A 19,822-nucleotide genomic window follows, 5' to 3' on the forward strand; every position below is an offset into this window, starting at 1 on the left:
GAGTGGACACACATTGGTGATTGGACGCAGGCCGTTCTTTCGCAAGCAGTAGATCTCCAGGCCCGGCAAATCTACCCCGCGCAGATTTAAATCTGCCACTCAACATACCCAGAAACAATTATTCGGCACGCCCCTTCGCCAAACATCGTCTGCTTGCTTCCCTTATTCAAATCCCACACACACGCACAACAAAGAACACTCGGACGTTCACGACAGAGTATTCGAGCATCAAAAACAGAAATTTCTCACACAATTAGAAGAAAAAATAAACCCCAAAAAACATTATCAGACTTAAGTAAGACCCTTCTGAAGAATTTTCCCACAAAAATAGCTTTAAACCAAACATTCCAATATCACTTCCAGCCACGCCACCCCCACCGAAAGATTGACTTTAAACAGCCGAACGCCTAAACCTCCATACCCGTACCTTTCAGACACACCAAAAACCAGGAGGCACTCATGAAAAATCAATATGGCATTAACCTCGTGGCATTGGCTTCGACACTCACTGCAAAATCAAATAACACGCAACCATGACACCAAAATGGTCCACCCATGAACCCAAACCACTTTATCCGCAGCGCAAAAAAAATCACGAGTATCACAAGAATCTTGACCACTGAGCACTTGAGGGAGCCCACATCGCTTCTTTGGTCAGCGCTGGCCCCTTGCATACTCTACATGATCACCAACCCAACGCATGCAACCTCAACCTATACCGCTTCAGCCGCCTGGTTCTACTCATACATCTCTGCCACCCTCGCGTTCTTTGGATTCAGCTTCTACCTTATCGGCAGAAGGGAAAGTGGCTTCACGCGGTCCTTCATCTACCAACACGGCGCAATCAAGCTATTCCTGACGGCCCATACACTCAGCTATTTATTATTGAGCACACTTTACGCCACACTATTTTACCTCTTGACCAAACCCTTGCGAGGTCAGTACTCACTCCCTGAATTCCTCTATCTGATGGCATGCTTTTACACCAGTTACCTCATGTTCACCTGTATCGGCCTGGGGATCGCTGCGCTGCCGATAAAATTCAGCACGGCCAGCACCCTTTTTTCGCTCATGTCATTTCTCATGCTGGTCTCCGGATACAACGGCGCCACAATGGGGCACGATGCTTCGCAGGCGCTAACGCTGATCAACCCGCTCTTTTTAAGCGCGCAGATCTTCCATGGCGAAATGCCCCTTCTCAACAGTTTCCTGATTGCACTTTCGGCCTCTGCAGCCTCGACATACCTGACTGGAAGGTATTTCAGAATTCAACCCATATGGAGCCGATACTGATGGACATTTTAACTATAAACAACCTTCAATTCGGATACAGCGGAAACCCGCTGCTGAACGACATTGAACTCACTATAAAAGCGGGGGAACTGGTCGGTATTCTTGGCAACAACGGAGCCGGAAAGACAACCCTTTTCGACCTCATCTGTAAAATAAAGAAGCCGACAAAGGGTGCTATTTCCAATTTATCCAGGCGTCAGGCCTATTTGACGCAAATCCTTACACCGCCCCCATTGCTCCGCATGAACGAAGCGGGCAAGCTTATCACCAGCCTGACCCCCAACGTTTCCCCAGATCACACAGAGATTCTCTCGAAACTAGCCAAATGGTCCCCGCCACTGTCCAGGCGATATGCGGACATCGCCAAGAAAAAAGCCGCCAATTGCAGCTACGGTGAAATTCGCAGCTATTTCACGCTGACCTTGCTACTTTTAAACAGTGACTTGATCATTCTTGACGAGCCAACGGCTGGCGTAGACCCTGAATTTCGACACTATATATGGCTCGGTATTAAAAGCGCGTGCGCGGAAGGTGCGAGCGTGCTGATATCTTCTCATTACACAGAGGAAATCACGAAAAACTGCCAGCGCTTTTATATGCTCGCAAACAAACGACTGGAAGCGTTTGACAGTGGTGGACAGTTCATGGAACGCCACCACGCCAAATCGCTGGATGAAGCCTTTATCAATGCTTCGGTCTAGGTACCGTGGCCATTGAAAGGGGCGCCAAGCGCCCCTGCCCATCACAGCCCCTCCAGCTCCGCCATCAGGTCACTGAGCCGATCGACCTTGTCATCATCCAGCGCACTGCCCTGCAGCCCCTGTACATACTCGGCCAACGCCTCCACCGTGCTGCACTCGAACATCGCCCGCAGCGGCACGTTCAGCTGTAGCTGCTTCTGCACCCGCGAAGCGATCTGCGTGGCCAACAGCGAATGCCCGCCCAGCTCGAAGAAGTTGTCGTGCACCCCCACCCGCTCGGCTTTGAGCACATCGGCCCAGATACCCGCCAACACGCCCTCCAATTCGTTGCGTGGCGCCTGATAGGCCTGACTGTATTGGCCGCCGATGTCGATGGCTGGCAGGGCCTTGCGGTCGAGCTTGCCGTTGGCGTTGTGCGGCAAGCTGTCGAACCAGCCCCAATGCAACGGCACCATGTACTCCGGCAACTCGGCACGCAGTCGTTGCTTGACCTGCTCCAGCAACGCGGCATCGGCACTGACGCCCTGGTGCGCCACCAGGTAGCCAACCAGATGCTTGCCGTTCACGCCCTCCTGCACCGCCACGGCAGCATCGCGAATTTCCGCCTGCTCATGCAGCCGGGCCTCGATCTCGCCCAGCTCGATGCGATAGCCGCGAATCTTCACCTGATGGTCGATGCGCCCGACGTACTCCAGCACACCGTCCGGGCGTTGCCGCGCCAGGTCGCCAGTGCGGTACAGGCGTTCGCCCGGCGCCCCGTAAGGGTGAGGGATGAACGCCAGTGCCGTGCGCACCGGGTCACCGACGTAGCCACGGCCTACACCCGTACCAGCCACGCACAACTCGCCCACCGCACCCAGCGGCACCAGTGCCTGGTCCTCGCCGAACAGGTACAGGCGGTTGTTATCGGTTGGCGTGCCGATGGGCAGGTAGCTGCCTTGGGTCGAGGCGGCATCGACGCGGAAGAACGCCACGTCATCCGAGCACTCCGCCGGCCCATAGGCATTGACCAGGCCGATCTGCGGGTAGCGCTGCAGCCACTGCGCCGCCAGCTCCGGTGGCATGGCCTCGCCGGTCGGCAGCATCCAGCGCAGGCCGTCGAGGGCCTGGTGGTCGCTGGCCAGCATGCCCTGGATCAGCGACGGCACGCTCTCCAGCACGGTGATGCCGGTAGTTTGCACATGCGCCAGCAGGCCCTGCGGGTCATGGGCGATGGCGTTAGGCACGATCTCTACCTTGGCGCCGAACAGCGGCGCAGCCAGGAACTGCCAGACCGAGATGTCGAAGCTTTGCGAGGCGGTCTGGGCAATCACGTCCTGCTCGCTCAGGGCCAGGTACGGCACCTTGCTCAGCTGGTTGTTGAGCATGCCACGCTGCTCGACCATCACCCCTTTCGGCAGGCCGGTCGAGCCTGAGGTGTAGATCACGTAGGCGAGGTTGTCCGGGCCACTGTGGATACCCGGATTGTGGCTTGCGATCGGGTTGGCCTGGATGTCTTCCCAGACCAGCAGTCGCGGCCGCAGCGCAGTCTCCAGCTCACCGAGCAACTGCCGCCCCTGCTCGGCGCAGGCCGCGCTGCACACCAGCACTGGCGTACGGCTGAGCTGGATGATGCTTTGCAGGCGCGCCGCCGGCAGGCCCGGGTCCAGCGGCAGGTAGCCGGCCCCGGCCTTGAAGCTGCCGACAATCATGCCCAGCAGCGGCAACCCACGCTCGGCAAGCAGTGCCACTGGCTGGTCCACGCAGACCCCGGCAGCCACCAGCGCATGGCCCAGGCGGTTGGCCGCCAGGTTCAGCCCGGCGTAATCGTAGGACGCCTCCAGGCAGCAGGCCACGGTACGCTGCGGATGCGCCACGACCTGCGCTTCGAACTGCGCGATGTAGCTTTGTTCCAGCGGATAAACCCGCTCGGTCCGGTTGCAGTCCTCCAGCAGGAAGCCTTGCTCTTGGGCGCTCAGCAACGGTAGCTCGCTCACCGTCCCTTCAAAACCTTGTACCAGCGCCAGCAGCAGGCGCTTGAATTCGGCCAGCAGACGCTCGACGGTCGGGTAGTCGAAGTAACGCTGGTCGAACGACAGGTGCAGGCCCAGGTCATCACCCGGGTAACACACCGCCGTCAGCGGGAAGTTGGTGTGGGTACGGCCCGAGTCGGAGCTGGCGTTCAGGTGCTGGGCGTGATCGAGCACGGCGGTTTCAACCGGCGCATTCTCGAACACGAACAGGCTGTCGAACAGCGGCTGGCCCTTGGGCAACTCGCTGCACGCCTGGATCGCCACCAGCGGCAGGTATTCGTACTCGCGCAGTTCCATGTTGCTTTGCAGCAGGCCCTGCAGCCACTGGCGTACGCTGCAACGCTCACCAGCGATGGGCAACTGCACGCGCAGGGCCACGCTGTTGATGAACAGGCCGACGGTGCGTTGCATCTGCGGCATGCTCACCGGGCGACCGGCCACGGTCACGCCAAAGGCCACATCGCGGTCGCCGCTGTGACGCGCCAACACCAGGGCCCAGGCCGCCTGGGCGAAGGTGTTGACGGTGAGCTGATGAGCCTGGGCCAGTTCGCGCAGACGCACACCATCACTCACCTCCAGGCGGGTGTAGCAGTCGCCGACGACCATGCCGCTACCGGCGTGATCATGGCGCAGCGGGCGGTCGCTAGGGATGGCTGTAGCACGTTCGAAGCCGGCCAGGTTGGCCTGCCACCAGGCGCGTGCGTCGTCCAGGCCCTGGCGTTGCAGCCAACCGATGTAATCGCGGTAACGCGGCGGCACCGGCAGTTGGGCCTGACGGCCTTCGCCAAGGGCCTGGTAGACCTCGAAGAAATCGTTCATCAACAGCGAGCGGCACCAGGCATCGATAAGGATGTGGTGGTTGCTCATCATGAACCAGTAGCGTTCATCGGCCACGCGCACCAGGCGCAGGTGGAACGGTGCCTCGCTGAGCAGGGCAAAGCCGGCCTCGCGCTCCTGCTTGTGCAGAGCCTGCAGGCGCTGCTCCTGGGCATCCTCAGCCAGGCCGCGCCAGTCCTGGTAGTCCACCGCCAGGTTGCCTGGCTTGTGGATGATCTGCAGCATCGCCTCGCCGCTGTTCCAACTGAACGAGGCGCGCAACGCTTCGTGGCGCGCCACCACCGCCTGCCAGGCCTGGGCGAAACGCTCGGGGTCTAGCGCGCTGTTGATGCGGTAGCGGTCCTGCATGTAGTAAAGGCCGGTGCCCGGCTCCAGCAGGGTGTGCAGCAGCATGCCTTCCTGCATCGGCGTCAGCGGGTAAACGTCCTCGATCTGCGCGGCCGGTACCGGCAATGCGTCGATCTGCTCCTGAGTCAGGTGCGCCAGCGGGAAGTCCGATGGGGTGAAGCTGCCATTGCCATCGGCCAGGCAATGCGCGACCAGCGCCAGCAGCTCCTGACGATAGGCCTCGGCCAGACCCGCGATGGTCTGCTGGTCGTAGCGCTCGGCGCTGAAGGTCCAGCGCAGTTGCAGAGCACCGCCATACACCTGGCCATCGACGCTCAACCAGTTGGGCAACGGCGCATCGAGGTCATGCGCCAACCCGGCCGGTGCCTCCAGGGGCTGGAACAAGGCCGCACTGTCGAACTGCTGGTCGAACTGGCCCAGGTAGTTGAAGGTGATGCGCGCCTGCGGCAAGGCCGCCATCTGCTCGCGCCCGGCGGCATCCGCCAGGTAGCGCAGTACGCCGTAGCCCAGGCCCTTGTGCGGCACATGGCGCAGTTGTTCCTTGATGCGCTTGATCGAACCGGCCCGCGCCGCGTCGTCTTCACCTGGCAGCGGACGCAGGCTCAGTGGGTAGGCATTGGTGAACCAGCCGACGCTGCGGGTCAGGTCCATGTCTTCGAACAGCCCGTCACGGCCATGGCCTTCGAGCTGCACCAGCACTTCTTCATCGCCGCTCCAGCGGCACAAGGCCCGCGCCAGTGCAGTCAACAGCAGGTCGTTGACCTGGGTGTGGTAAGCCGCCGGGGCTTGTTGCAACAGTTGTCGGGTCTGCTCCACGTCCAGGCCGATAGCCAGGGTCTGGGCGTGGCGGTGCAAATTGCTGCCCTGCGGGTGATCGCATGGCAGTTCGCGGCGCACGCTACCCAGTTGGCCTTGCCACCAGGTCAGTTCGTCACGCAGCGAATCGCTGCCGGCGTAGCTGGCCAGGCGCGCGGCCCAGTCGCCGACGGCGTGGGTCTTGGCCGGCAGAGGCTGGCCACGGTACAGCGCCTGCAGGTCTTCCAGCAGCACCCGCCAGGACACACCATCGACCACCAGGTGATGGATCGCCAGCAACAACCGCTGGGTGCCCTGCCCGTCACGCACCAGCAAGGCGCGCAGCGGCGGCCCCTGTTGCAGGTCCAGGCTGCGCTGCACGTCGGTGTAGAGTGCCTGACAATCATTGAAATCGGCGACAGTGGCGCTCCACAGCAGTTGCTCGGCGCCAGGCTGCGCGTACTGCGCCTGCCAGCGGCCCTGGGCGTCGCTGAAGCGCAGGCGCAGGCTGTCATGGTGCTGCACCAGCGCAGCCAATGCCTGTTCAAGGGTGGCCTCAACCAAGGGTTGGCGCACCTCCAGCAGCACGGCCTGGTTCCAGTGTTGCGGCTGTGGTACGTCACTGTCGAAGAACCAGTGCTGGATCGGCGTCAGCCCGGCCTGGCCCTGGCGCAGGCCCTGCTCGACGGTGCTCGCGGCTTCGCTGAGCTGAACCACAGTTGCCAGGGTCTGGATGGTCTGATGCTGGAACAGGTCGCGTGGGGTGAATTGCAAGCCGGCCTGTCGGGCGCGGCTGACCACCTGAATCGACAGGATCGAGTCGCCGCCCAGTTCGAAGAAGTTGTCCTGCACCCCGACCTGGGCAACGTTCAGCACGTCGCGCCAGATCTGCGCCAGTTGCGCTTCCACCTCATTACCCGGGGCCTGGTACTGCTGGCGCGCCTGCTCCAGGTCGGGCAGTGGCAAGGCACGGCGGTCGAGCTTGCCGTTCCCCATCAGCGGCAGGCTTTCGAGCAGAACCAAGTGTGCGGGCACCATGTAGTCCGGCAGGTGCTGGCGGGCATTGGCCTTCACCGCTTCGCGCAGCAGGCTTTGCGTATCGCTGTCGGCAGGGGCCTGCTTGCACACCAGGTAACCCACCAGTTGCTTGCCACCCGGCAGATCAAGGGCCAGCACCACGGCTTCTTCGACATCGGCATGCGCTTGCAGGCGGCTCTCGATTTCGCCCAGTTCGATGCGGAAGCCGCGGATCTTCACCTGCTGGTCGGCACGGCCGACATACTCCACCAGGCCATCAGTACCCAGGCGTACCAGGTCGCCGGTACGGTACAGGCGACCGCCTTCGGCACTGAACGGGTCGGCGACAAAGCGCTCGGCAGTGAGGCCTGGCCGGTCGTGGTAACCCTGGGCCAGGCCGGCGCCGCCGACATACAGTTCGCCAATGCCGCCTTGCGGCAACAAGGCCAGATCCTCGTCGAGGATGTAGGCCGTACGGCTACCGATGACGCGGCCGATCGGTACGCTGCCAAGGTCTGCTGGCAAGGCCTCTGGGGCCAGGCACGCCAGCGGCATGACCACGGTTTCGGTCGGGCCGTAGGCATTGAAGCACTGCTGCGGCGCAAAGGCCTGGCGGATGCGTTGCAGGTGCTCGCCGGTCAGCGCTTCGCCGCCGGTGATCACCAGGCGCACCGGCAACTGTTCGCCCCGCCCACCCAGGTACTGGGCCAGTTGGCTGCCGTAGCTAGGGGTGAAACCGAGGATGCTCACCTGCTGCTCACGCACCAGTTGGCAGATTTCCTCGGCGCCCCACTGCCCTTGGGCACGCAGCACCACACGGGCGCCACACAGCAGCGGCGCCCACAGGCGCTCGCTGGCGGCATCGAAGTTGATCGAATAGAAATGCAGTTCGCAGTCATCGCTGCGCATGCCGAACGCGGCGATCACTGCCTGGCAATGCATGGCGAATTCGCCATGGCTGACCACCACACCTTTGGGCTTGCCGGTGGAGCCGGAGGTATAGATCAGGTAGGCCTGGTGCTGCGGCAAATTGAGGTTGTCCAGCGGCGCGTCGCTGTGCGCCGGCAGGCTGGCAGCGTCGTCTTCCAGGCTCCAGCGCGCCACGCCTTCGGGCAGCTCGCCGAGGGTTTGCAGCAACGCGCGCTGGCTCAGCAGCAGGCCGATGCGGCTGTCTTCGATCATGTAGCGCAGGCGGTCGAGCGGGTACTCGGGGTCGAGCGGTACATAGGCGCCACCGGCCTTGAGGATGGCCAACAGGCCGACGACCATTTCCAGCGAGCGCTCCAGGGCCAGGCCCACGCGCACCTGCGGGCCGACACCACGCTCGCGCAGGGCGCGGGCCAGGCGGTTGGCCTGTTGGTCGAGTTCGGCGTAGGTCATGTGCTGGCCGGCAAAGGTCAACGCGCCAGCCTGTGGCGCGCGCGCGGCCTGGGCGGCGAACAGGCCGTGCAAGGTCTGGTCGAGGTCGAAATCGTGCTCGCCCTGCAACTGGCCCACCAGCACCTGCTGCTCGGCGCTGCTCAGCATCGGCAGTTCGCACAGGCGCTGTTGCGGGTTGTCCAGCAGGCCGACCAGCAGTTGCTGCCAATGCTCGGCCATGCGCGCGATGCGCGGCTCGTCGAACAGGTCACGGCTGTAGGTCAGGCAGCAACCCAGGCGACCGTCGAGGTCGGTCACCTCCAGGTACAGGTCGAACTTGGTGGCGCTGGCGTCATTGACCAGGTAATCCACCTGCATGCCGGCAAGCTGGCGGCTTTGCTGGAAGGCCCAGCGCTGCACGTTGCACATCACCTGGAACAGTGGGTTGTAGGCGCTGCTGCGCGGCGGCTGCAAGGCCTCCACCAACTGGTCGAACGGCAGGTCCTGGTGTGACTGGCCTTCGATGGCGGCCTGACGCATCTGCTCCAACAACTGAGCGGCGGTCATCTGGCCGTCCAGCTCGCAGCGCAGCACCTGGGTGTTGAGGAAGGCGCCGATCAGCCCTTCGCTTTCCGGACGGATGCGGTTGGCCACCGGCGCGCCGATACGCAGGTCGCGCTGGCCACTGTAGCGGTGCAGCAAGGCGGCCAGGGTGGCGGTCATGGTCATGAACAGGGTCAGGCCGCGCTGGCTGTTGAAGGCATGCACGCGGGCGACCAGGGCCGGGCCGAGGTCGAAGCGGTACAGCTCGCCACGGTGGCTTTGCACAGCCGGCCGCGGGCGGTCGGCGGGCAAGGCCAATACCGGGTGTTCATCGCCCAGGCGAGCCTTCCAGTAGGCCAACTGGCGCGCGCCCTCGCCGCTTTCCAGCCATTGCCGTTGCCACACGCTGTAGTCCAGGTACTGCACCGGCAGCGGCGCCAGCGGCGACTCGCGGTCATCGACGAAGGCCTCGTACAGCTCGCCCAATTCGCGGGCGAAGATGTCCATGGCCCAGCCTTCGGTGACGATGTGGTGCAGCGTCAGCACGAAGCAGTGCTCGCGCTCGTCGGCCTTGACCAGACAGGCGCGCAGCAGCGGCCCCCGCTCCAGGTCGAAGGGCTGGTGCGCCTGGTCGTCGGCCAGTTGTTGCAAACGTTGCTGGCGGGCATCGTCTGACAAAGCGCTGAAGTCTTGCCAGTCCAGATGCAGACCGCTGTCTTCGGCCACGCACTGGTACGGCACGCCGTCGATGCTGGGGAACGTGGTGCGCAAGGTTTCGTGACGCACGATCAGCGCCTGCAGCGCACGCTCGAAGGCGTCCACGTGCAGGGTGCCGCGCAGGCGTGCCATGCCGCCGACGTTGTACGCCGGGCTGTCAGGCTCCATTTGCCAGAGGAACCACATGCGCTGCTGCGAGTACGACAGCGGTACGGCCTGGCGGCGGTCGACGCGGGCGATTTCGCCTTGCAGGTTGCGCTCGCCGACCGCGCGCAAGCGCGCGATCTCGGCACAGAAGGCGCCCAGTTCGCTGGCTTCGAACAGGGTCTTGAGCGGCAGCTCGACATCGCAGGCCTGGCGGCTGCGCGAGACAATCTGGGTGGCCAACAGCGAGTGGCCACCCAGGGCGAAGAAGTCGTCCTGCAGGCCGATGCGCGGCAGGTTCAGCACTTCACGCCAGATCGCAGCGACCTGTTGCTGCAACTCGGTTTGTGGTTCGACATGCACACGCTGCTGCCACACCGGAGCCGGCAGCGCCTTGCGGTCGACCTTGCCGCTGGGGCCCAGCGGCATCTGTGCCAGCGGGATGAGCTGTGCCGGCACCATGTACGCTGGCAACTGGGCAGCCAGCACTGCCAACAGCTCGGCGGGCTGGGCGCTGCCACAGTAGTAGCCCACCAGTTGCGCGCCGACAGCATCCTTGTGAATCAATACCAGCGCCTGTTCGACACCCGCCTGCGCCAGCAGGCAGGCCTGGACTTCCTCGGGTTCGACGCGGAAGCCACGCACCTTTACCTGCTGGTCGAGGCGGCCAAGGTATTCCAGTGCCTCCATCTGCACCTGCCAACGGGCACCATCGCCACTGCGGTACAGACGCTGACCATTACCGTCGGCCTGGGGTACGAAGCGCTCGGCAGTGAGGCCGGGGCGGCCCAGGTAACCACGGGCCAACCCCGCGCCACCGAGGTACAGCTCGCCCGGCACCCCGGGGATAGTCAGTTCCAGCTCATCGTCCAGCACGCGGCACAGCACATTGCCCAGCGGCCGGCCGATGGGCGAGCGCTCGCCGTCCGCTGCCTGGCAGTGCCAGTGGGTGACGTTGATGGCGGTTTCGGTCGGGCCGTAACGGTTGTGCAGCTGCACCTGCGCCAGCACTTGCAGCACGCGGTCTCGTAGCGTGGCGGACAACGCTTCGCCACCCGAGAACACCCGGCGCAGGCTGGTGCAGGCACCCGCCTGCGGCTCCTGGACGAACACCTGCAACAGCGGCGGCACGAAGTGCAGCGTGGTCACCCCATGGGCCTGGACCATGGCAGCGATACGCTGCGGGTCGCGGTGTTCACCAGGGCCGGCGAGCACCAGCTTGCAGCCGGTGACCAGCGGCCAAAAGCATTCCCACACCGATACGTCGAAGCTGATCGGTGCCTTCTGCATCAGCACGTCGCTGTCATCCAACGCATAGGTGGCCTGCATCCACTGCAGGCGATCGGCCAGGGCCGCGTGAGTGTTGCCCACGCCCTTGGGTTGGCCGGTCGAGCCGGAGGTGTAAATCACGTAGGCCAGGTTGTCACCGTGCAGGTGCAGACCGGGAGCGTGGCTGGGCCAGCTGTCCAGGTGCAACTGGTCGAGGGCAATGGCACTGACACCGTCGACCTGCGGCAGCTTGCCCAGCAGGCTGCTGTGGCTCAGTAGCAAACGGGCGTCGCAGTCGGCCAGCATGTAGGCCATCCGTTCGGCCGGGTAATCGACATCCAGCGGCACGTAGGCACCGCCAGCCTTGAGAATGGCTAGCAGGCCGACCAGCAATTGCGGCGAGCGCTCGATGGCAATGGCCACACAGGTATCGGGGCCGACGCCTTTGTCACGCAGGTAGTGGGCCAGGCGGTTGGCTTGCTGGTGCAACCCGGCGTAATCCAGGCTGCCCCCGTCCCAAATCAGGGCGGTGCGCTGCGGCGTCAGGCGTGCCTGCTCATTGAGTTGCTCGACCAACAGGTGCTGCGCTGCGGCGGCCGGTGCCTGGCCCCAACCCAGCAGTTGCGCACGGCCGGGCTCATCCAGCAATTGCACGTCGCCCAGCGCCTGCTGCGGCGCGGCACACACCTGTTCCAGCAGCGCCAGCAGGTGATGGGCCAGACGTTCGACGGTGCTGGCTTCGAACAGCTCCGCGGCATAGTCGAAGGCCAGGCTCAGGCGGCCCAGATGGTCCTCCTCACTGTGCAACTGCAAGTCGAACTTGGCTTCGCGGCTGTGCCACGCCAGCTCTTCGGCCAACAGCCCCGGCAGACGCCGCAGGGCTGACAGGTCGCGTTGCTGGTGGTTGAACATGACCTGGAACAGGCCTTGCTCTCGGGCCTCTGGCAAGGCTTCGACCAACTGCTCGAATGGCAGGTCCTGGTTGGCCTGGGCTTCCAGGGTGGCCTGACGGACCTGGGCCAGCAACTGCGCGAACGGCAGGCGGCCATCGAGCTGCGCGCGCAACACCTGGGTGTTGATGAAGAAGCCGACCAGGCCCTGGGCTTCCAGTCGCGGGCGGTTGGCGTTGGGCACACCGACGCGGATATCGGCCTGGCCGCTGTAGCGGTGCAGCAGCGCCTGCCAACCTGCCAGCAGGACCATGAACAGGCTGGCGTGCTGCTCGCGGGCCAGGCCCTTGAGCGCTTCGGTAAGCCTGGCCGGCACCTTTAGGCTGAAACGGGCGGCGCGATGGTCGCGCTGGCTGGCACGTGGATGATCGGTACACAGGTCGAGCACCGGCAGTTCATCGCCCAGGCGCGCCTGCCAATACTGCAGCTGCCGCTCGGCTTCGCCTTCGGCCAGCCATTGCCGCTGCCAGGTGCCATAGTCGGCGTAGCCCAGGGTCAGCGGTGCCAGGCTGGCCTGCAGGCCCTGGCAGTGGGCGGCATACAGTTTGGCGAACTCATCGAGCAGGATGTTCAGCGACCAGCCGTCAGCGACGATGTGGTGCAGAGTCACCCACAGTTGATGATCTTCATCGCCCAGCCGCGCCAGGGTCACCCGCAGCAACGGGCCCTGGGTGAGGTCGAACGGCTGGCAGGCCTCGGTTTCACGCTGCGCGGCAACCTGCTCGGGCGAGTGCCCCCCAAGGTCCAGGCAATGCAGGCTGAACGGCTGTTGCGGCAGGATACGCTGCAGCGCCTGGCCATTCTCTTCGCTGAACACGGTACGCAACGATTCATGGCGTGCCACCAGCGCCTGGAAGGCCGCTTTTAGGGCGTCGACATCCAGCTCGCCGCGCAGGTGCAAGCCGGCGGGAATGTTGTAGGCCGCTGATTGCGGCTCCAGCAGCCACAGCAGCCACAAGCGGTTCTGCGCCAGCGACTGGGGCAACGCCTGGGCGCGCTCCAGCGTGGTGATGGCCACGGTGCCTGCGGCGCCATCGGCGATGATCTGTGCCACGGCCTTGCTGTAGTCGGCCAGTACCGGCGCCTCGAACAGCGTGCGCAGGCTCAGGTCGATACCCAACTCATCGGCCAGGCGCGCTGTGGCCTGGGTGGCGGCGATGGAGTTACCGCCCAGCAACAGGAAGTGGTCGTCCGCGGCCACCGCCTCTACCTCGAGGATGTCGCGCCACACAGCGCCGATGCGTGCTTGCAGCTCATCACCAGCGGTTGCACCGGCACCGGCTTCGCTTGCCTCAGGGAAACGGGCATAGCAGTCCAGGCTGCCATCGTCCATGCGCAGGCGGCAGGCAGAGCGCTGCAACTTGCCGCTGGAGGTCTTCGGCAGCGCACCGGGGTTCAGCAGCAGGACCACGGCGGGGGCCTGTCGGCAGGCGTCGGCGACGACCTGGCGCAGGGTCTTGATCAGGTCCTGGGGCTTGATTGCCTTTTGCACGTTGCGGCTGATCTCCACCGCGACACCGATGCCCTCCTCGCCTTGGTGCTCGACGGCGAACACCGCCACCCGGCCTTTACGCAGCACCTGAACTTCGCGCTCGAGGTTTTTTTCCAGGTCTTGTGGGTACAGGTTTTGCCCACGCACGATCAGCATGTCCTTCAGACGCCCGGTGACGAATACCTCGCCGTCACGCATGAAGCCCAGATCGCCGGTGCGCAGCCAGGTCTGGCCGTCCATTTCGACAAAGGTGCGAGCGCTGGCTTCGGGGTTGCGCCAGTAACCCAATGCGATACTCGGGCCGCCGGCCCAGATCTCGCCAACCTGGTTGTCATCCAGCACTTGCAGGCGTTGTGGTTCGACGATACGTACGGCATGCCCCGGCTGTGGGTAGCCGCAGCTCATCAGCACACTGCCCTTGCCCGGCTCGGCACGGTTGGCAGCGAAGGCTGCGGCGTCCAGCTCCAGCGCGGCGATACCTTGGCCACGGCGGCTGCCGCTGACGAACAGAGTGGCTTCGGCCAGGCCATAACTGGCGAAGAAGCTGTGCGGATCGAAGCCGCAGGCCTGGAACTTGTCGGCAAAGGTGGCCAGGCTGTCCTGGCGGATTGGCTCGGAGCCCGAATAGGCTACGCGCCAGCGGCTCAGGTCGAGCCCGGCCAGCGAAGCCTCGCTCACCCGCTCGCTGCACAGGCGGTAGGCAAAGTCGGGCCCGCCGCTGATGGTGCCGCCGTATTCGCTGATGGCCTGCAACCAGCGCAACGGCCGGGCCAGGAAGTACCCCGGCGACATCAGCACGCAAGGCACGCCACTGAAGATCGGCTGCAGCAGGCCGCCGATCAGGCCCATGTCATGGTACAGCGGCAGCCAGCTGACGATCACGTCGTCGGGGTTGAGGTCGATGCCAAAGCCTTGGCGGATCAGTTGCTCGTTGGCCACCAGGTTGCCATGACTGACCTGCACGCCCTTGGGCAGCGCAGTGGAACCGGAGGTGTACTGCAGGAAGGCGATGTCATCGCCCTTGAGTACGGGCTCACGCCAGTTCGCCGCCAGGGCCGGGTCCAAGCCATCCACTGCCAGCAGTTGGGGGGCATTGTCCGCCGCCAGGGCTTCCAGGCCCTGCAAGCTGTCGTGCAGCGCCGCCACGGTCAGCAGCAGGCGCGGCTCGGCGTCGTCGATGATCGACAGCAAACGCTCCTGGTGATGCTGACGCGCGGATTCCGGCGGGTAGGCCGGCACCGCGATCACGCCTGCGTACAGGCAACCGAAGAACGCCGCCACGTAATCCGGCCCGCTGGGGAACAGCAACACGGCACGGTCACCGAAGCTGGCGCGCGCCTGCAAGGCAGCGGCGATGGTGCGCGCGCGCTGGTCGAGGTCCCGGTAGCTGAGCACGGCCTGCTCGCCGGGAGCGTCGGCCAGAAAGCGCAAGGCGATCCTGTCCGGGGTCCGCGCGGCGCGTTGCGCCAGGGCCTGGACCAGCGAGAGCGGGAGTTCGAAGGCGTCCGTCATGGGGTGTTCCTGCCAGTGTCTGGTTAGGTCCGACAGCTGCTCCGCGAACGAGGGCGGGCAACGTATGCGACCGGGGATGTACACAGGGGAACGGATGGGAGGGGGGAGAAATTAGCAGGGAGGGCAGGCTTTAAGGGTTGATAAGGCATACCCCAAAGCCGGCCGCGGCTTAGAACTGAAACCAGAGATACTAATTACATTTCGCATTTGACAATTATTATCATCTTACATAGCTTGTCGCACGTCTTAGGAAGCTTCCCAACCTTGGGCGCCTCCTTCCCCCTCTGTGACAAGGTGATTTCCATGGCGGAACAACTATCCACAAGTAAGTGCGATTCACCATTACTGCAGGCCTTCGTCGACAACCGCAGCATCCTGGTCAAGATCGCCGCCCGCATCACAGGCTGCCGTTCGCGCGCTGAGGACGTGGTACAGGATGCCTTTTTCCGGCTCAGCACCGCCCCGCAGATCACCTCATCGTTCAAGGCCCAGCTGAGCTACCTGTTCCAGATCGTGCGCAACCTGGCGATCGACCACTATCGCAAGCAGGCGATGGAGCTGAAGTACTCCGGTAGTGAGGAGGAAGGCATGAACGTGGTGGTGCAGAACGCCTCGCCTGAAGCCACCCACATCAACCGCGCCGCGCTGAACGACATCGCGGAGGCCTTGAACGAACTGCCGCCACGCACCCGCTATGCTTTCGAGATGTACCGCCTTAATGGCGTGCCGCAGAAGGACATTGCCAAGGAACTGGGCGTATCGCCGACCTTGGTCAACTTCATGATCCGCGATGCGCTGGTGCATTGCCGCAAGACGGCCAGTCGGCAGGCCTGAAGCTAGCTGCAAGCAAAAGCGAGAGCGAACCTGGATCGCTCTGCTTTTGCTTGCAGCGCTAGTGTGGTGTTTTGCAAATACGGCCAATAGCTCGCGAGCGATTTTTGCGTTCAGGCAAGGCGTCGCGACGAGTCGTAGCCCAGCTACGGCGAGGAGCGACAACGCCGCATGAGTGCAAAAAGCGCCGCGAGTTATGGTCGTTATTTGTGAAACACCACACTAGCCCCTACGTCAGCTTGCAACGATCGAAAAACCGCTCCCGCCCCAGAATCATCAACGCCGCCCGCTTGTGTGGAAAGTCGAACTCTTTGTCGCAATGGAAACATTGGTCGTGCATGTAGCCAATCATCTTGCCGTTGTCGGCGCGCGGCTCGGCCACCACCCGCTGGGTGCGCGGGTCATCCAGGAACAGGTAGTGCACCAACGCCGATAGCCAACTGGCCACCTTGTGCGGCCCTCGGTGGCTCTCCTCTCCCACCAGCATATGGATACCGCGGTCGTAGTCATCGGCCGGGTAGAAGGGGGCAATGCGGTCCTCCTTGGCCCAGTACGCCTCGAAGTAGGCAAACGGCTCGTCATCGAAACAACCGATCAACGTCAACGTATGCGGGTCGGCTTCGAGCTTGCCCAAGTATTCGCGGTGCTGCGCCAGCGTGCCCCCCTCCTGCCAGAACGCCTCCACACGAGGGTTGTTCTGCCAGCGGTTGAAACGCTCCAGGTCATGCTCGATCTCCAGGGTACGCAGCGATACCCAACTGCCCAAGCGCGCATCGAAGCGTCGGTACACTTCGCCCCGCGGCTTGGGTGCCCGGCGCGGGTGGCGCTTGCCGTCGCTGATCTGCATCTGCTGCGGATAGACCCCGGCGGCCGACTCGCCCAGCCACGGCTGCGGTAGCTGCCAGAACAGTGCGCGCTCGCACAGGTACTGGCCAGGCTGTTCACCGGCCAGCAGCAGGCCACTGGCCAACGCCTGCGACTGCACTTCGGGCAGGTGCCAGGTCAGGCGCTGGCAGGCCGAATCGCGCGCCAGCAACCAATAGCAGGCGGCCCACAAGGCTTGGTAGGGGCGCTCGGGGCAAAAGCGCTCAAGGTGAACGTGCAGAGAAGCGCCAGGCTCCAGGCGCAACTGGATCAGGGGGCGGCCTTCAAGGGCCAGGCTTAGCCAGCTGTCGCCCTCCTCGGCACTGAGGCTGCGCCAGCGTGGCGGTGACTGTGGCTGCGAAGCGGCATCGTACGGCATGGGCTTGACTCACGAGAATGAAGAAAAGGCACACTGCAGGGAACGTTGCCGCAACACGGGAATTTAGTCTTGCGGTGCAGCCACCGTGATACGGTACGGCTCGAAGATGCGCGCCAGTTCGCCACTGTCGCGCAGGGCGCGCAGCAGCGCCGCGAACGACTGCTCGCCGATCGGCGCCCCCGGACGCAGCAAGGCGTAGTGGTGATAGACCTGGTCAATGCGTTGCGAAGGCACCAGTTGCGCCCTGCTCGCCGGGTTGCGTGCCAGGAAATCGCTGAGGTAGGAGCGCGTGACCAGGGCGATATCGGCGCGGCCGGCCTGCACCATCAGCAGGTTGCTGTCGTGGGAATAGGTCAGGGTCGCATTGTATGTCTTGCGCAGGTAGCCCGGCTCAGCGTTGAAACTGGCGAACGCGTAGTGGTAGCCGTTGAACAATGCCAGGCGTTTGCCGCGCAGGTCATCGAAGTAGTGTGGATCATTGCCATTTGCCTTGCGGGCGACGAACACTTCGGCATCTTCCAGGCCCATGTCCACGGCCTGATGGGCAATCTGCTCCCAGCCCCATTGTGGGTTCTCGAAAATTGCCATGTCGGTGCGGCCCTGCTGGAAGTCACCGAAGCGCCGCTGGATAGACGTAGGCACCAGAACGAAGTGATAGTGCTGCTGCGCCCGGTTGAGTGCATCGACCAACTGCGGCAGCAAACCGGTATCGGCGCCTTGCTCGGGGCGCACCGTGTAAGGCGGGAAATGGGCCGCGCCAATCTTCACTTCGACCGCTTCACCCGCCCGTACGGGTGCCGCCAACCAGAACACGGCCAGCAGCATCAGGGTGGACAAGGCCTTGAGGCCGGGCGCTGGAGTCAAGACGGACACTCATCACGGTTTATGCCGGTATCTGCTTAAGCTAGGCGTTTTCCGGGGGCGGCACAACTACCGGTGCCTGCTCTTTGTGCCAAAGCAGGCGGCAAAATGCCATAGGATGCCGTATGCCCAGACATTGGCTACGCTCTAGCAGGATCTGCAAGGGAGCCTGGTATGGGCCATTGGTTGGTGATCGACCTGGAAGCCACCACCGACGATGGTGGGTGGCCAGTCACAGAGATGGAAGTCATTGAAATCGGCGCAAGCCTGGTTACCCGCGAAGGCCGCGAGGTCGACCATTTCCAGCGTTTTGTAAAGCCACGGCGGCGTCCGCAGTTGACCCCGTTCTGCCGCGAACTGACCCACATCAGCCAGGCCGACGTGGACAACGCCGCGCCGTTTCGCGAGGTGTGGGCAAGCTTCGAGCGCTGGCTGGGGCACCACCGCGGGCAGCTTCAGGCCTGGGTCAGCTGGGGCGACTACGACCGCCAGCAACTGCACCAGGAGTGGCAGCAGCACGGCCTCGACAGCCTGCTGCGCACATTGCCGCACATCAATCTCAAGCAACGCTTTGCCAAGGCCCGCCACCTGCAGCGCCCCACCGGCCTGAACGGCGCCCTGCAACTGGCCGGCATGCACTTTTGCGGGCAACAGCACAGGGCCCTGGAAGATGCGCGCAACACGGCGCGGCTATTACCGTTGAGCCTGCCCGCCAACAGCCCCTGAAAGCAGATGACGAGGCCTGTGGGCTTGGGCATACTGGCGAGCCCTTTTTCACCACCTCTTTTCAGGAGTCGCCCATGTTCCAGGTCAACGAGTACTTCAACGGCACCGTCAAGTCGATCGCATTCTCGGGCGAAGAAGGCCCGGCCACCGTCGGCGTCATGGCTCCGGGCGAATACGAATTCGGCACTGCCAAGCGCGAGATCATGCATGTGGTATCGGGCGCGCTGACCGTGAAACTGCCGGGTAGCGACAACTGGGAAACGTTCAAGGCAGGCGACAAGTTCAATGTTGCCGCCGACAGCAAGTTCCAGCTGAAAGTGGCGGTGGATACTGCCTACCTGTGCGAGTACCGCGACTAAGCGTCGGCCTGTGCCGGCCTCTTCGCGGGTGAACCCGCTCCTACAGGTGCTTCGATGTTGTGCGGTCCTTGTAGGAGCGGGTTTACCCGCGAAGAATCCAGCACTAATCCTTCAGGAAGTCAGCAACGCGTTCAGCCGCCGCCTGCAAGTGCTGCTCATGGCTGAACCCCGAAGCCTTCAACGGCTTCAGGTCATGGTCCCCCGCCGCTAGCCAGCTCACCTCGATCGCCGGCGACAACGCATACCCCGCCACCGCCTCGCGGTTACCCAGCGCATCCCGCTCGCCCTGCACGATCAACGTCGGTGTCTTCAACTCGGCCAGGTGCTCTACCCGTGGCTTCTCGGGTTTACCCACCGCGTAGAACGGATAGCCCAGGCACACCAGCGCATCCGCGCCCAGTTCGTCGGCCAGCAGGCTCGCCATGCGCCCGCCCATGGACTTGCCCCCCACGGCCAGCTTGCCCGCGACCAAAGGTCGCACTTGCCGGTACACCTCGCGCCAGCATTCAAGCAACACCTTCTGCGGGTTCGGCGGCCGCTTGCCACCGGTAACCCTGCGCTCGGCCATGTACGGGAACTCGAAGCGCACTACCGCTACCCCAAGAGCCGCAAGCCTTTGCGCCATTTCGTCCATGAACCCGCTGTCCATCGGCGCGCCCGCGCCATGGGCCAGGATCAGGCACCCTTTGTAGCCCTCTTTACCTTCAACCCGCGGAGGATCGCAGCGCAAGCCTGGGACATTTGCGACCTTCGCCCATTGATCCCCGTCAATACCGGCACTTTGCCCATTAATCATGCTTGCCTCGCTGTAAA

The 19,822-nt window shown here is 63.6% G+C and carries 9 protein-coding genes; 5 read left to right on the forward strand and 4 right to left on the reverse strand.

The genetic code is table 11. The annotated features are described in order from the left end of the window. The first annotated feature begins 555 nt into the window (after nucleotides 1-555). Both J3A98_RS15825 and J3A98_RS15830 read left to right on the forward strand, forming a co-directional pair. Nucleotides 556-1,293 (forward strand): hypothetical protein, encoded by a 738-nt coding sequence (locus J3A98_RS15825; RefSeq protein ID WP_209967271.1) that lies wholly within the window; start codon nucleotides 556-558, stop codon nucleotides 1,291-1,293. Then, the gene (locus tag J3A98_RS15830) at nucleotides 1,293-1,994 is read left to right on the forward strand and encodes an ATP-binding cassette domain-containing protein (RefSeq protein ID WP_209967273.1); all 702 of its coding nucleotides are present in this window, start codon (nucleotides 1,293-1,295) and stop codon (nucleotides 1,992-1,994) included. The genes J3A98_RS15825 and J3A98_RS15830 overlap by 1 nt, the downstream gene beginning before the upstream one ends. Before the next feature lie 41 nt (nucleotides 1,995-2,035). Here J3A98_RS15830 and J3A98_RS15835 read toward each other — a convergent pair whose 3' ends face one another. Continuing rightward, a complete protein-coding gene (locus J3A98_RS15835) occupies nucleotides 2,036-14,989 on the reverse strand; it encodes a non-ribosomal peptide synthetase (RefSeq protein ID WP_209967275.1) in 12,954 nt (4,317 codons plus the stop codon). A gap of 303 nt (nucleotides 14,990-15,292) precedes the next feature. Here J3A98_RS15835 and J3A98_RS15840 point away from each other — a divergent pair, with 303 nt between their 5' ends. Next, nucleotides 15,293-15,823 (forward strand): RNA polymerase factor sigma-70, encoded by a 531-nt coding sequence (locus J3A98_RS15840; RefSeq protein ID WP_010954997.1) that lies wholly within the window; start codon nucleotides 15,293-15,295, stop codon nucleotides 15,821-15,823. Nucleotides 15,824-16,049: 226 nt separating this feature from the next. Here the strand turns inward: J3A98_RS15840 and J3A98_RS15845 are convergent, their stop codons facing one another. After that, nucleotides 16,050-17,063, reverse strand: a complete 1,014-nt coding sequence (locus J3A98_RS15845; protein ID WP_209967277.1) for a GNAT family N-acetyltransferase — start codon at nucleotides 17,061-17,063, stop codon at nucleotides 16,050-16,052. 63 nt (nucleotides 17,064-17,126) lie between these two features. Then, nucleotides 17,127-17,927, reverse strand: coding sequence for a transporter substrate-binding domain-containing protein (locus J3A98_RS15850; RefSeq protein ID WP_209967279.1), 801 nt, complete (start codon nucleotides 17,925-17,927; stop codon nucleotides 17,127-17,129). Between the two features lie 171 nt (nucleotides 17,928-18,098). Between J3A98_RS15850 and J3A98_RS15855 the strand changes: the two genes are divergently transcribed. Continuing rightward, nucleotides 18,099-18,650 (forward strand): exonuclease domain-containing protein, encoded by a 552-nt coding sequence (locus tag J3A98_RS15855; protein ID WP_176685184.1) that lies wholly within the window; start codon nucleotides 18,099-18,101, stop codon nucleotides 18,648-18,650. Between the two features lie 74 nt (nucleotides 18,651-18,724). Then, entirely contained in the window at nucleotides 18,725-19,009 is a 285-nt protein-coding gene (locus tag J3A98_RS15860) for a pyrimidine/purine nucleoside phosphorylase (RefSeq protein ID WP_021784456.1), read from the forward strand. A gap of 103 nt (nucleotides 19,010-19,112) precedes the next feature. On the opposite strand, the gene J3A98_RS15865 is transcribed toward J3A98_RS15860, so the two are convergent. Next, nucleotides 19,113-19,805 carry an alpha/beta family hydrolase gene (locus J3A98_RS15865; RefSeq protein WP_245355031.1) on the reverse strand — a complete coding sequence of 231 codons (693 nt, stop codon included), beginning with the start codon at nucleotides 19,803-19,805 and terminating at the stop codon, nucleotides 19,113-19,115. Nucleotides 19,806-19,822: the final 17 nt, after the last annotated feature.

It is taken from the genome of Pseudomonas sp. BP6 (assembly GCF_017875935.1).
Taxonomy (GTDB): Bacteria; Pseudomonadota; Gammaproteobacteria; order Pseudomonadales; family Pseudomonadaceae; genus Aquipseudomonas; species Aquipseudomonas putida_Y.